The organism is Clostridium sp. CM039 (assembly GCF_055081075.1).
Genome location: NZ_CM143649.1, coordinates 2,504,768 through 2,521,945, shown reverse-complemented (window position 1 = coordinate 2,521,945; position 17,178 = coordinate 2,504,768). Strand labels below are relative to the sequence as shown.

The 17,178-nt window shown below is 30.0% G+C and carries 2 protein-coding genes; both read left to right on the top strand.

What is annotated here, in order from left to right; genetic code table 11:
* Positions 1-6: 6 nt before the first annotated feature.
* Complete coding sequence (locus ACWJJ2_RS11755) at positions 7-8,700, top strand: amino acid adenylation domain-containing protein (RefSeq protein WP_462953307.1); 8,694 nt, start codon at positions 7-9, stop codon at positions 8,698-8,700.
* 57 nt (positions 8,701-8,757) lie between these two features.
* Positions 8,758-17,088 carry an amino acid adenylation domain-containing protein gene (locus ACWJJ2_RS11750; RefSeq protein ID WP_462953306.1) on the top strand — a complete coding sequence of 2,777 codons (8,331 nt, stop codon included), beginning with the start codon at positions 8,758-8,760 and terminating at the stop codon, positions 17,086-17,088.
* Positions 17,089-17,178 lie beyond the last annotated feature (90 nt).

Below are 17,178 nucleotides of genomic sequence, written 5' to 3'. Positions count from 1 at the left end.
TGTGATATGAAAGAAATAGTAAGTAGAGATGTACTGCTTGTAAGCAATATGATGGAAAAGGAAAGGGAATACTGGTTACGGAAACTATCTGGTGAATTTACTAAAACTAGTTTTCTCAGTAGCAATTATAAGGAAATTGAAAATGCATGTGGAAAGAATACTCTTAAATTTACGGTTCCATGTGAAACAAGCTTAAAACTTATAAAGCTGAGTGGTAATTCAGATCAAAGATTATTCATGATTTTATTAAGCGGGCTAATGATAGAACTATACAAGTATTCATCCAATAATGATATTGTTGTTGAAGCACCAATTTTTAAGCAAACCGATAATAACGAACATATTAATACTACATTGCCGTTAAAAGGCGAATTTGAAGAAAATTCGACTTTTAAGGAATTGCTAATGCAAATTAAAGAAATGTTATATGGAGCAATGGACAATCAAGATTATCCCATTTCTCAATTATACAATTCTATGGGATTATTTTATTCGAATGAAGAAGATCCTTTAACTGATGTTGGAATCGTACTAAAAAATATACATGAAACGAAATACATTAATAATCTAAAGTGTACGATTAAATTTTTATTTGAGCGAACAGAAAATGAAATTGAGGTTAGTATTGAATATGATTCTGTATTATATAACGAAGTCTATATAAAGAAAGTTTACCAACATATGATAGTTTTGTTAGAAGAAATTATCAATAATATAAATATCAAAATATCTGATATAGAAATGTTATCAAAAGAGGAAAAGGTACAGCTATTATACGATTTAAATGATGCGAATGCCAGCTATCCAAAAGATAAAACAATACATGGGATTTTTGAAGAACAGGTAAAAAAGACCCCCAATCATATAGCAGTAGTATTTGAAGATAAAAAATTAACTTATAAAGAGTTAAATGAAAAGTCAAATAAGTTAGCAAAGGTTTTAAGAGGCAAAGGAGTAAAACCGGATAGTGTAGTAGCGATGATGGTAGAACCTTCCCTGGAGATGATAGTTGGAGTAATGGGTATACTTAAGGCTGGAGGAGCATATTTACCAATAGATCCGGAATATCCAGAGGATAGAATAAACTATACTCTACAGGATAGTAAAACAAAACTACTTTTGACAAAAAGTAATTTATTACTTCAAATTTCTTTTAATGGGGAAATAATAGATTTAGAAGAAGAAAGAATAAATCTCCAAGATTATGAGGATTTAGAAAAAGTAAATGTACCAGAAAATTTAGCATATATTATATACACTTCCGGAACTACAGGTAATCCCAAGGGAGTAATGATTGAACATAAGAATGTAGTACGATTAATGTTTAATGATAAAATGCAATTTGATTTTAATGAAAAAGATGTATGGACAATGTTTCATTCCTATTGTTTTGACTTTTCTGTTTGGGAAATGTATGGAGCACTACTTTATGGAGGAAAATTGGTTTTAATCCCTAAGAATAAAGCAATGGATACAGAAAATTATTTGAAAATCTTAAAGAAACAAAAAGTTACAGTGTTAAATCAAATCCCAACACCTTTCTATAGCCTTATGAATAAAGAATTAAATTGCAATACAAGAGAATTGAATTTCAGATATATAATATTTGGTGGAGAAGCATTAAAGCCTGAAACGTTAAGGAAATGGATAGAAAAATATCCGGAAACAAAATTGATTAATATGTATGGAATAACAGAAACAACGGTTCATGTTACTTATAAAGAAATTAGAGAAGAAGAAATAAATCAGAAGATAAGTAATATAGGTAGACCTATTCCTACAGTAACAACATATATAATGGATAAGAATTTAAAACTTTTACCTGTGGGAGTACCTGGTGAATTATGTGTTGGTGGCGATGGAGTTGGAAGAGGATATTTAAATAGAAAGGAATTAACGGAACAAAAATTTGTATATAACCCATATAAGCCAAAAGAAAGAATTTACAAATCTGGTGATTTAGCTAGAGTATTGCCAAATGGAGATATAGAATACTTGGGTAGAATAGACCATCAAGTAAAAATACGTGGATTTAGAATAGAGCTTGGAGAAATAGAAAGTCAACTATTAAAATATGAATCGATAAAAGAAGTAACTGTAATAGATAGAGAAGAAGAGAACGGAAATAAATATTTGTGTGCTTATATAGTAGCGGATAAAGAAATAACAGTTGGAGAATTAAGAGAACATTTATCTGAAAATTTACCGGAATATATGATACCTTCTTATTTTGTGCAACTAGAAAAAATGCCTTTAACATCTAATGGGAAAATAAACAGAAAATTGCTTCCGGAGCCGGATGGAAATATGGTAACTGGAGTAGAGTATGAAGCACCAAGAAACGAAACAGAAGAAAAATTGACAGAAATATGGAGCAGTGTGTTAAATGTAAAAAAAATAGGGATAAACGACAATTTCTTTGAATTAGGAGGACATTCTCTTAAAGCTACTGTGGTTGTATCAAGAATACATAAGGCTTTAAATAAGGCAATACCTATAAAGGAGTTATTTGAATATCCAACTATAAAGGGAATAAGTGATTATATTGGAAAAACAGAAAATAATATCCATGAGGAAATAGGACTGGTAGAAGAAAAGGAATATTATGAAGCTTCTTCAGCGCAGAAGAGAATGTATATGTTACAACAGTTTGATTTGGAAAGCATAGGATACAATACACCAGGAATAATGTTAGTGGAAGGAAAACTGGATAAAGAAAGGGTAGAGAATGTATTTAATAAATTGGTGCAAAGACACGAAACTTTAAGAACGTCCTTTGAATGTAAAGGAGAAAAAATAATACAAAGAGTGAATAAGGATATAAAGTTTAAAGTAGAGTATATAGAAATATTGGATAAAGATGCAGATGAAGAAGTGCAAAAATTTGTAAGACCATTTGATTTAAGTAAAGCACCTTTGTTAAGAGTAGGAGTTATAAGATTACAAGAAGAAAAATACATTTTAATGCTTGATATGCACCACAGTATTTCAGATGGTGTGGCTATAGCAATATTAACAAATGAATTTGTGAATCTTTATGAAGGCAAGGAATTAGAAAAACTCAGAATTCAATACAAGGATTATTCAGAATGGCAGAATAAGCGCTTAAAATCAGAAGAGATGAAAGCGAAGGAGGAATATTGGATCAATAGATTTTCAGATGAATTACCTGTATTAAATATACATACAGATTTTGTAAGACCATTAGTGCAAAATCTTGAAGGGGATAGCATAAATTTTAAATTAAATAAAGAAATAACAAAAGAAATAAAAAATATTGCAAAGGAAACAGGCAGTACCATTTATATGGTTCTTTTGTCAGCAATAAACATACTAGTTTCTAAATATAGCGGGCAGGAAGATATAATAATAGGAAGTCCTATTGCAGGTAGGTATCATGCTGATTTAGAAAAAGTTATAGGGATGTTTATAAATACTCTTGCAATGAGAAACTACCCAGAAGGAAATAAGAACTATGAACAATTTTTAAAAGAAGTAAAAGAAAATGCATTAAAAGCATATGAGAATCAAGATTATCAATTTGAAGAATTGGTAGATAATCTAAACCTACAAAGAGATATAAGTAGAAATCCATTATTTGATGTTATGTTTGCAATGCAAAATATTAACTTTGAAACTGTAGCTATTAGAGATTTAACGATTAAAGAATATAAGCAAAATCATAATGTATCTAAATTTGATATGGCATTTTCAGCAATGGAGTTAGAAGAAGAAATTATAATTAATTTACAATATTGCACAAAATTATTTAAAAGAGAAACTATAGAAAGAATGATAGAGCATTTTCAAAATTTACTAAAATTAATATCGAAGGATAGAACCATTAAGCTAAGTGAAATAGATATGCTTTCAGAAGAAGAGAAGAATTTGTTGTTGTATAAATTAAATGATACAAATATATCATATCCAAAAGATAAAACAATACATCAATTGTTTGAAGAACAAGTAAATAAAACACCGAATAATATTGCAGTAGTTTATGAGGGTAGTGAAATTACTTATAGAGAGTTAAATCAAAAGGCAAATAAGTTAGCAAAGGCTTTAAGAACAAAAGGGGTAAAAACAAATAGCATTGTAGGCATAATGTTAAGAGAATCCATTGATATGATTGTAGGTATATTGGCTATTTTAAAGGCAGGAGGCGCATATTTACCAATTAATCCGGAATATCCTCAAAATAGAGTAGTAGCAATGCTGAATGACAGTAATGCATCAATTCTTATAACGGTGGGAGAAGCAATAAAGGACTATTCTATAATTAGGCTTCAAGGATTCAATAATAATTCTTTAGTACCTACAGTTACTTGTAAAAGACCACAAATTAATAAATTTGATGATATTTCTTTTCCGGATAGGTCTTTAGTAAATTATGAAAAGTATCATAATTTTATAGGCCAGGCAACAGTAAAAAATTCTATAGCCATTCAGGCTACTCGAGGATGTCCTTATAACTGTGCTTATTGTCATAAAATATGGCCCAAAGGTCATGTCGTACGGTCACCAGAAAATGTAATTGAAGAAATGAAAATATATTATGATATGGGAATAAAACGATTTGTTTTCATTGACGATATATTTAATTTAAATAAGGAGAATAGTAGTAATATTTTTAAACTTATAATAGAGAAAAAGATGAAAGTTCAAATATTTTTTCCGAATGGTATGAGAGGCGATATATTAACAAAGGAATATATAGACCTCATGGTTGAAGCTGGGGTAGTAAGTTTAGCCATTGCACTAGAAACAGCTTCATCTAGATTACAAAAGGTTATTAAGAAAAACATAAATCTTAACAAGTTAAAGGAAAATATTGAATATATTACTGGAAAGTATCCTCAAATTATACTTGAATTATTTTCCATGCATGGTTTTCCAACTGAAACAGAAGAAGAGGCTAAAATGACGTTGGATTTTATAAAAAGCATAAAATGGATACATTTTCCATATTTTCACATACTTAAGATATATCCAGGGACAGATATGGCTAATATAGCATTAGACAACGGTATAACTGAAGAGGCCATAGAAAATTCAGTAGAATTAGCATTCCATGAGTTACCTGATACTTTACCTTTTTCAAAAGAATTTACAGTGGCATGTCAAGCTGAATTTTTACATGACTATTTTCTTTCAAAGGAACGTATGCTAAAGGTTCTTCCCTATCAAATGCAAGTTTTATCTGAAGAGGAAATGATACAAAAGTACAACAGTTATATAGATACAGAAATTAATAGCTTTTCTGATTTACTGGATTTAGCAGGTATCTCTAGGGAGGAACTTGGAACTATAGAATTTGTAGATAATAATTTTAGCAAAGTACCAAATTTGAATAAGAAATTAAAAAATCATTTTCCAAAAAAAGAATCTAACGAAAAAGGTACGAGAGTGTTGTTGCTAGACTTATCACAGTTTTTTAAAAGCGAAAATAATGATATGTTATATGATGTTGTTGAACCACCATTAGGTCTTATGTATTTACTGACATATTTAAACCATATGTATGGAAGTAATATTAACGGTAAAATTGCTAAATCAAGAACAGATTTTAATAGTTATGACCAATTAAGAGAGCTGATAGAGGAGTTTAAACCAGATGTGATAAGTATAAGAACCCTTACGTATTACAGAGATTTCTTTCATAAGACAATATCAATGATTCGTCAATGGGGAATAGACGCACCTATTATAGCTGGGGGGCCTTATGCTACCAGCGATTATATGAGTATACTAAAGGATACAAATGTAAATTTAGTTATCCTGGGAGAAGGGGAAATAACTTTTGGCGAAATAATCGGAAAATTTATGGAAAATGGAAAGAAGATGCCAGAGGTGGAGGTTTTAAAAAGCATACAAGGAATTGCTTTTGTAGAGGGAAATATAAAAAATAATATTAAGGATAGGCAAATTGTGTGGTTAGATCAGTCATATGATCAATTGGTATGTGAAAATGAGGAACACTTAGTGAATAAAAACGACCCGAAGGATTTAGCATATATCATATATACCTCAGGAACTACCGGTAATCCAAAGGGAGTAATGATTGAGCATAAAAATGTAGTACGATTAATGTTTAATGAAAAAATGCAATTTGATTTTAATGAAAAAGATGTATGGACAAAGTTTCATTCTTATTGTTTTGATTTCTCTGTTTGGGAAATGTATGGAGCACTGCTTTATGGAGGGAAATTAGTACTAATTTCTAGGGATAAAGCAATGGACACAGATAGCTATTTGAAAATCTTAAAAGAACAAAGGGTTACAGTCCTAAATCAAATTCCAACTCCTTTTTATAGTCTTATGGATAAAGAATTAAATTGCAAATCAAAAGAGTTAAATTTGAGATATGTTATATTTGGTGGAGAAGCATTAAAACCTGAAATGTTAAGGGATTGGATAAAAAAGTACCCGGAAACTAAAATAATTAATATGTATGGAATAACAGAAACAACAGTCCATGTTACTTATAAAGAAATTAGAGAAGAAGAAATAAATGAAAAGGTAAGTAATATAGGGAAACCAATACCTACAGTAACTACTTATATAATGGATAAAAACTTAAGGCTTTTGCCAATAGGAGTACCCGGAGAGTTGTGTGTTGGTGGTGAAGGAGTTGGAAGAGGGTATATAAATAAAAAGGAATTGACGGAACAAAAATTTGTATCTAATTCATATAAACCAGAGGAAAGGATCTACAGATCCGGTGATTTGGCAAGAATACTATCTAGTGGGGACATAGAATATTTGGGAAGAATAGATAAGCAAGTGAAAATTCGGGGGTTTAGAATAGAACTTGGGGAAATAGAAAGCCATCTATTAAAGCATGAATCAATAAAAGAAACCATTGTAGTTGATAGAGATGATAAAAACGGAGAAAAATATTTATGTGCTTATTTTATAGGCGATAAAGAAATAACAATTGGAGAATTAAGAAATCACTTATCCAAAAATCTGCCGGAGTACATGATACCGTCTTATTTTATACAACTGCAAAAAATGCCCTTAACTTCTACTGGAAAAATAAATAGAAAATCACTTCCTGAACCGGATGGAAATAGAGTGAAAGCAAGTGGATATCAAGCACCAAGAAACGAAATAGAAGGAAATCTAGTGCAAATGTGGTGCAATATATTAGGTGTGGAAAAAGTAGGAATAAATGATAATTTTTTTGAACTTGGAGGACATTCTCTTAAAGCAACAACTCTTATCTCACAAATATATAAAACCTTAGGTGTAGAAATACCTTTTAGAGAGATATTCAAATCCTTAACTATAAAGGGAATAAGCGAATATATAAAAAAGTCGGAAAAGAGTATATATGAAGCAATAACCTTGTTGGGAGAAAGAGAATACTATAAAGCATCTTCAGCGCAAAAAAGAATGTATATGTTACAACAGTTTAATCTACAAGGTATAGAATATAATATCCCTGAAATTATGGTAGTAGAAGGAATATTAGATATAGAAAAGGTGGGAAATGCATTCTGTAAACTGATACAAAGACATGAAGTTTTAAGGACCTCCTTTGAAATTATTGAAGAAGAAATAGTACAGAAGATATATGATGTTGTAGATTTTAAGTTGGAGTATATAAAAAAATCAGATAAAGATGTAAAAGAAGAAGTAACACAATTTGTAAGAGTTTTTAATTTAGCTAAAGCACCTTTATTAAGAGTATGTCTTATCAAATTGGAAGAGGAAAAACATATATTGATGATTGATATTCATCACATCATATGTGATGGAGTATCCATGGAAATATTAACAAATGAATTTATAAGTCTTTATGAAGGAAGAAAATTAGAAAAAATTAGAAGTCAATATAAGGACTACACCGAATGGCAAAGCAAGCTTTTAAATTCAGAAAAAATGAAAAGGCAAGAACAATACTGGATTAATAGATTTTCAGATGAAATATCGGTATTAAATATGCCTACAGATTATGAAAGACCAATAATAAAAAGCTTTGAGGGAGAAATTATAGATATTAAGTTAGATAAAGAACTAACGGAAAAGTTAAAAGAGATTGCAAAAGAAACAGTATGTACAATGTACATGGTTCTTTTATCAACAGTAAATATACTTCTTTCAAAATACAGTGGTCAAGAAGATATAATCATAGGAAGTGATATTGCAGGAAGACCTCATGCAGATTTAGAAAAAATCATAGGGATGTTTGTAAACACTCTTGTCATGAGAAATTATCCTAATGGATACAAGAGTTATGAGGAGTTTTTAAAGGAAGTAAAAGAAAATGCATTAAATGCATATCAAAATCAAGATTATCAATTTGAAGAATTAGTAAATAAGGTGAATTTACAAAGAGATGTAAGTAGGAATCCATTATTTGATGTTGTGTTTGCAATGCAAAATAGACCAGATGAAGCAATAGCAATGAAGGAATTGACTTTTAAACCTTATTATCAAGAACATAAAACATCTAAATTTGACATAACTTTTTTAGCAAGTGAGGTAGGAGAAGAAGTACTCATAAACATAGAGTATTGTACTAAGTTGTTTAAAAGAAACACTATTGTAAAAATGGGAGAACGCTATGTAGAAATATTAAAACAAATAGTAAATAATAGGCAGATTAAACTAGATGAGATAAATATTTATAGTGATTTAAACATAGCAGGTACAGGAGTTGTTATAAATGACGGTGACGATTTTGGATTTTAAGTAAAAAGATTAAAAAACATGAAATAATAATTTTTGAGTGAAGGCGGTCTTAATATTATGACAAAAGACATTAATCAAGATACAGCGATTATAGTGAATCCATTAATTAAAGAAAAAAAGTATTGGTTAAAAAAACTGTCTGGGGAACTGGAAAACAGTTCCTTTCCTTTTGATTTTACTAAACCGGATAGATATGAAAATAAAAGGCAGTATGTAAAGTTTAAAATTTGTGATGAGTTATTTTTAAAACTAAGTATATTGAGCAATAAATCTGATGCGAGGTTGCACATGATATTATCAACAGCATTGATCTTATTAATAAATAAATATACCAATAATAAAGATATAATAATTGGAACTCCAATATACAAACAAAATGCAGAAGCGGAATTTATAAATACAGTAATAGCCTTAAAAAATCAAATAAGTGATAGCAACACCTTTAAAGAAGAATTACTGAATTTTAGACAGGTTTTAACAGAAGCCATTGAGCACCAAAATTATCCCCTCAACAAAATATTGCTTGATTTAGGAATGGGATTTAGAGGAGAGTTTTTTCCGATTTTCGATATAATTATAATTCTGGAAAATATCCACCATAGAGATTATATCAAAGACATAACAGTAAATACCATATTTTCTTTTGTAAGAATGGAAGATCATATAGAAGGAACCATAGAATACAATGAAATAGTATATAAAGAAGATACAATAAATAGAATTGCATTTCACTTTTTAAACTTATTGGGGGAAGTACTAAATAATATAGAAATATTGGTAAAAGATATAGAGATACTTTCAGGGAAAGAAAGATTCACACTATTACATGAATTTAACAACACTAATATAGAATATCCAAGAGATAAAACAGTACAGGAGTTGTTTAAAGAACAGGTAGCAAGGACCCCTAATAATATAGCAGTGATTTATAAAGAACAGAAGTTGACATATAAAGAGTTGGATGAGAAGTCCAATCAAATTGCGCAGCTTTTAAGGGGAAATGGAGTGGAAAGAGAAGTGCTAATAGGAGTACTTTTTGAAAGATCAATTGATATGCTTGTTTCAATAATTGGAATTCTAAAGGCAGGAGGAGCATACATACCTATGGATGTAAATTATCCTATTAGCAGGATAAAAACGATGTTATCAGATTCAAAGGCTAAATATTTAATTACCAAATCCAATGTTATGGCAAATAAGTATGAGTTTTACTGTGAGGTTGCTTCCAGTACAGAAATAAGCCATATCATATACCTTGATAATATTGAGGATGTAGAAAGGGATAATGATTTATTTAGAACTCTTAAATTTGCAGAAGGTCTTACTAAAGGGCAGGATCTACAAACGAATACATCAGAAGAGATAAGTGATATTAAATGTAAGAATAGTAAAGCTTTTGCCTCTATTTGTGATTTTGATTCTATAAATGCATGTTCTAAGGAAGATGTACAATTTATAAATATACCTAATGATATTAGTTATGTAATATATACGTCAGGTTCATCAGGTAAACCTAAGGGAGCTATGGTAGAGCAGGCTGGTATGGTAAATCATCTTTATGCTAAGATAAAAGATTTGAAAATAACAGAAGATAGTGTAATTGCTCAAAATGCATCCCATTGTTTTGATATATCAGTATGGCAATTCCTTGCAGTACTAGTTTGTGGTGGTAAAACAGTGATTTATTCAAATGATACCGTTATGAAGCCAGAAGAATTTGCAAGCAAAGTTATAAAAGATAAGGTGACAATACTAGAGGTAGTACCTTCATTTTTAGAGGTAATACTTAGTTATTTGGAAGAAAAAAAAGAAAGAAAAGAAAGATTTGAAGACTTAGAATATTTACTTGTTACCGGTGAAGAGTTAAAAGCAAAATTAGTTAAAAAATGGTTTTTTATCTATCCCAATGTTAAAATGGTAAATGCCTATGGACCAACAGAGGCTTCAGATGACATAACACATTATATTATGGAACGAGATCCCAATTTGAGTAGTATACCTATTGGTAAACCTATTCAAAATTCTAATATATACATAGTAAATGAACAAATGAAACTATGCCCAATAGGTGTAAAGGGAGAAGTTGTTGTATCTGGAATTGGAGTGGGCAGAGGATATTTAAATGATGAACAAAAAACTAAGAAGTCCTTTATGAAAGATCCTTTTATAGAAGACAAAGATGTAAGATTATATAAAACAGGAGATTTGGGAAGGTGGCTTTCAGATGGAATCCTTGAGTTTTTTGGAAGAAAGGATTATCAAGTAAAGATAAGGGGATTTAGGTTAGAACTTGGAGAAATAGAAAGTAGATTAATGGAATGTAAAGATGTAAAATCAGCTGTGGTAATAGATATTGAAGATGGCAATGGGGATAAATATTTATGTGCTTATGTGGTATCAGATATAAACATAAATAGTTCAAAAATTAAAGAAGAATTAAAAAACACATTACCGGATTATATGGTACCAGCGTATTTAATACAACTTGAAAGGTTACCACTGACATCAAATGGGAAGGTAAATAGAAAAGCACTCCCTAAACCTGAAGAAGATATAAATATAAGAGTAGAATATGAGGCACCAAGAAATGAAATAGAAGAAAAGCTAGCAGAAATATGGAGTATTGTATTAGGGGTAGAAAAAATAGGAATAAATGATGACTTTTTTGAGCTTGGAGGACATTCCCTTAAAGCGACAGTCCTTATATCAAAAATCCATAAGGAATTGAATACAGAAATACCTATTAATGAATTATTTAAATTACCTACCATAAAGGGAATAAGTGAATATATAGAAAATACTGAAAAGAGTATATACATGGAAATAAGCTTAGCAGAAGAAAAAGAATACTATGAAGTATCTTCTGCACAAAAGAGGATGTATATATTACAGCAGTTTGATTTGCAAAGTGTTGGATACAACACACCACTAGTAATGATTGTAGAAGGAAAGCTTGATAAAAAAAAGGTAGAAAATTCATTTATAAAGCTGGTAGAAAGACATGAAACATTAAGAACCTCTTTTGAAAGCATAGAAGAAAAAATAATACAGAAGGTCGACAAAAATGTAGAGTTCAAAGTGGAGTATACAGAAAAATTAGATAGAGATTTAGAGCAGATGGTAAAAGAATTTGTAAGATTCTTTGATTTAAGTAAAGCACCTTTATTAAGAGTGGGAGTTATTAAATTAGAAGAAGAGAAGCACATATTAATGATTGACATACATCACATAATTTCCGATGGAATATCTATGGAGTTATTAAGAAATGAATTTGTAACATTATATGAAGGAAAAGAATTAGAAGAACTTAGAATTCAATATAAAGACTATTCAGAGTGGCAAAACTCTCTTTTAAAGTTAGACAAAATAAAAGTGCAAGAAGAATATTGGATAAATACATTTTCAGATGAAATACCGATACTAAATATGCCTATCGATTATGAAAGACCACTAGTGCAAAATCTTGAAGGCGATAGCATCAATTTTATAATAGATAGAGAAGTGACCAAAAATTTAAAAATAATTGCAAAAGAAACAGGAAGTACAATGTATATGGTTATTTTATCAGGGGTAAATATATTACTTTCAAAGTATAGTGGACAGGAAGATATAATAGTAGGAAGTCCTATAGCAGGAAGACCACATGCAGATTTGGAAAAAATGATAGGAATGTTTGTAAATACTCTTGCAATAAGAAATCGTCCAAAAGGAAGCAACACCTATGAAGAATTCTTAATGGAAGTAAAGGAGATTGTATTAAGCGCATACGAAAACCAGGATTATCAATTTGAAGAATTGGTAGATAAGTTAGATTTGCAGAGAGATGTAAGTAGAAATCCATTGTTTGATGTTATGGTTGCAATGCAAAACATGGATCAATCTAATAATAAACTTAGAGAATTAACCTTTAAAGAATATAATCAACACCGTAAGATTGCTAAATTCGATTTAACTTTTTTTATAAGTCAATCAGATGAAGATCTGTTTATAAATTTAGAGTATTCTACTAATTTGTATAAGAGAGAAACAATAGAAAGGATGATAGAACACTTTAAAACTATACTTAACTTAGTGGGGAAAAACAGAAACAGCAAGATAAGTGAAATAGATATTATTTCAGAGCAGGAAAAGAATAAGATTCTATCCCAATTTAATAACAATTATGTAGAATATCCTAAATATAGAACCCTACATGAATTATTTGAAGAACAGGTAGAAATAACGCCAGATAATACAGCAGTAGTATTTGAAGGTGAAAAAATAACATATCGAGAATTAAATGAAAAATCAAATCAAATAGCAAGGGAGTTAAGAGCTAAAGGGATAGGTGCTGATAACATAGTTGGAATCATGGTAGGTCGCTCATTAGAAATGATAATAGGTATAATGGGGATTTTAAAAGCAGGGGGAGCGTACTTACCAATAGATCCTGATTATCCGGAAGACAGAATTAGATATATGTTAAAAGATAGCGGCACAAAGATATTATTGACGAAAGATAGCTGCAAGAGAAAAGTTAACTATGAAGCAAGTATATTAAATCTGGAAGATGAAAAATTATACAAAAGCAGTAAGGAAAATTTAGAAAATATAAATAAAGCAAATGACCTTGCCTATGTGATTTACACATCGGGCTCAACAGGAAAACCTAAAGGCGTTTTAATTGAACATAAAAATGTGGTAAATCTTGTATTTTCTTTATCTAAAGTTGTTTATGGAAAGTACAATACTGCATTAAAAATTGCTTTGGTTGCACCATACATATTTGATGCATCTGTTCAGCAAATATTCCCATCTCTATTGCTCGGTCATAAATTATTTATAGTTCCTGAAGAGGTGAGAAGAGATGGAAATGCATTGTTAAGCTATTACAATGAACATTTAATTGATATTTCAGATGGAACACCAATACATTTAAATATGCTTGCAACTGTGAGTGATGAAAAGATAGAAATGAGAGTAAAAGAGTTCATTATTGGTGGAGATGTACTATTATCAAAAGTAGTGAGTGAGTTTTATGAAAAGTTTCAATGTGATACTACCCGCATAATAAATATATATGGTCCTACAGAATGCTGCGTAGACTCAATAGCGTATGAAATAGATAATAACAAAATAAAAGACCTTCATACAATTCCAATTGGTAAGCCTATGGCAAATGAAACCATTTATATATTGAATAAAGATGGATTAATTGCTGCAGAAGGCGTAATAGGGGAGCTATATATTGCCGGTGATGGTGTAGGTAGGGGGTATTTAAACCAACTAGAATTAACGGAAGAAGGATTTTTAATTAATCCTTTTGTAAAAAATCAGAAAATGTATAAAACAGGAGACTTAGCAAAATGGTTACCGGATGGTAATATAGAATTTTTAGGAAGAATCGATTATCAAGTGAAAATCAGGGGATTTAGAATAGAGTTAGGGGAAATAGAAAGTAAACTATTAAATTACAATATAAATTTAAATACAGCTAAAACTTCAATTACTTATTGTAAAAGTTGTTTGCTTCCTTCTAATTATCCCAATATACATTTTAATGAGGAAGGCGTATGCAGTATTTGTGATGCTTTTGATAGATATAAAGATAACGCAAAGGAATATTTTAAAGATGGTGATGAATTAAATAAAATTATTGACCACGCTCGAAAAAGTAAAACATCAGAATATGACTGTTTACTTCTTTATAGCGGTGGTAAAGATAGTTCTTATGTATTATATAGATTGGTAGAAATGGGTCTAAAGGTGCTTACCTTTACTTTTGATAACGGATTTATTTCAGCTACTGCGTTTAAAAATATAAAAAGAGTTACATCAGAACTTAATGTAGGCAATATCGTTTGCAAAATAGAAACTATGGATCAAATATTTGTAGAAAGCTTAAAATCAGATTGTACTGTATGCACAGGATGTTTTAAAGCACTTACGGCTATTAGTACTAAAATAGCTGAGGAAAAAGGAATTAATATTGTTTTTACCGGATTATCTAGAGGACAAATATTTGATACAAAGTTACATGGTCTATATGAGCAAGGCATATGCGATGTGACAGAAATAGAAGAAAAACTTTTACTTTTTAGAAAGATGTACCACTATGCAGCGGATAAAACTTCACAATTATTAAATATTGATTTGAAGAATGAAGAGATTTTTAACAATATACAATTTATTGATTTTTATAGATATGAAGATAAATCTGCAAGAGAGATAAAAGAATATTTAAAAGAAAAGGATGTATTTTGGAGTTTACCAGGAGATACAGGTTTCTGTTCTACCAATTGTGTTATTAATGATGTGGGTATTTACATCCATTTAAGGGATAAAGGATACCACAACTATGCAGCACCTCTAGCTTGGGATTATCGTATAGGACAAGCAAGTAAGGAGGATATTATCGAAGAATTAAAAACAGAATTCAATTTAGAAAAAATACAAGAAATACTTAATAAAATAGGATATGTAAATGGCTCGATGGAACAAATTGTTAAAGAAACAGTGGTTATAGATAGGAAGTATGAAGATGGAAATAAATATCTTTGTGCATATTATGTTTCCGATAAAGAAATATCTGTGGCTGAATTAAGAGCATATTTATCAAGAGAATTACAGGAATATATGATTCCATCTTACTTTGTTAGAGTAGAAAAAATGCCTTTAACAACTAGTGGTAAAATAGACAGAAAATCACTTCCTCAACCGGATGGAAATATAGTAACAGGAAATGAATATGAAGCACCAAGAAGCGAAATAGAAGAAAAATTAGCAATTGTATGGAAAGAAGTTTTAGGTGTAGAGAGAGTAGGTATAAAAGATAATTTCTTCAACCTTGGAGGAGATTCTATAAAAGCGATTCAAATTATTGCAAGAATTAAGAAATATGGATATACATTTGAAATGAAGGATTTATTTAAAGAACCTGTAATAGAAAGCATAAGCAAATATGTAAGAGCTTCTAACATTATAATTGATCAAGGACTTGTAGAAGGAGAGGTAGAACTAACACCAATTCAAAGCTGGTTTTTCGAACAAAACTTTACAGATATGCACCACTTCAATCAAACAATGATGTTATATAACCAATCAGGATTTGCGGAAGAAGTTATAAGAAAAGTATTTGATAAGATAACTTTACATCATGATGCTCTTAGAATGGGCTATAAAATAGAAACAAACTCTATAGTTCAATTTAACAAGGGAATAAATGAAGATGCATATAGCTTAGAGGTCTTTGATTTTAGAAATATGGAAGACTACAAGGAGAAAATAACAAAAATATGTACTAGAATACAAAGCAGCATAGATTTAAATTGTGGACCACTTATGAGGTTAGCTTTATTAAAAACAAGCGAAGGCGATCATTTGCTCATGGTAATACATCACTTGGTAATTGACGGAGTATCTTGGAGAATACTATTTGAAGATTTTACACAGGGATATAGCCAGACTGTGAAAAATGAGGAGATAGTATTCCAAGAAAAAACAACATCTTATAGACAATGGGCAAAAACATTAAAAGAGCATGTAGAAAGTAAAGATGTGCTAAATGAGTTGGAATATTGGAATCAAATTGAAGCTGTTCACATAAAGCCTATTCCTAAGGATCATGTGGTAGACAGAAGAATAACAAAAAACATTAAAAATAAAACAATAACTTTTTCAAAAGATCAGACAGCGTTATTACTTAAGAAAAGTAATAAAGTATACAATACAAAAATCAATGATCTTTTAATTACTGCATTAGGATTGGCAATTAAAAAGTGGACGGATCAAGATAAAATATTAATAAATTTAGAAGGGCATGGAAGAGAGGAACTTTTTGAACAGTTAGATATAACCAGAACAATAGGATGGTTTACAGTTCAATATCCTGTAATTATTGATATGAAAAAAGAGCATGATTTGTCCTATAATATAAAAACGGTTAAGGAAGACCTACGACATATCCCAAATAAAGGTTTTAACTATCAAATGTTAAGATATCTGACGGAAAAGGAATTAAAGAAAGATATAGATTTTAAACTTAAACCGGAAATTTGTTTTAACTACTTAGGACAATTTGACCAGGATGTGTCATTAGAAGTATTCAAAATGTCAAATATATCTACAGGAAAAGCAATAAGCAATAATTGTGAGAGAATATATGCTCTTGAAATTACAGGGTTGGTTGCAAATGGAAGTCTTAATATAACCTTTGAATATAGTAAAGAAGAATATGATGGAAAAACTATAGCAAAATTAGCGGAATACTATAAGGAAAGTTTAATAACTATAATTGAACATTGTACAAGCAAAGAAGAAATAGAAGTTACTCCATCGGATTTCAGTTACAATGAATTCACATTAGAAGAATTTGAGGATGCTATCAGTGAAATTAGCAATTTAGATTAGAAAGAATTTAAATTTTAAAGCCAGAAGTGTTAAACTTCCATAGGCGTAAAGCAAGGATTTGATTTACGCACGTGGATTTGACTTTACAAC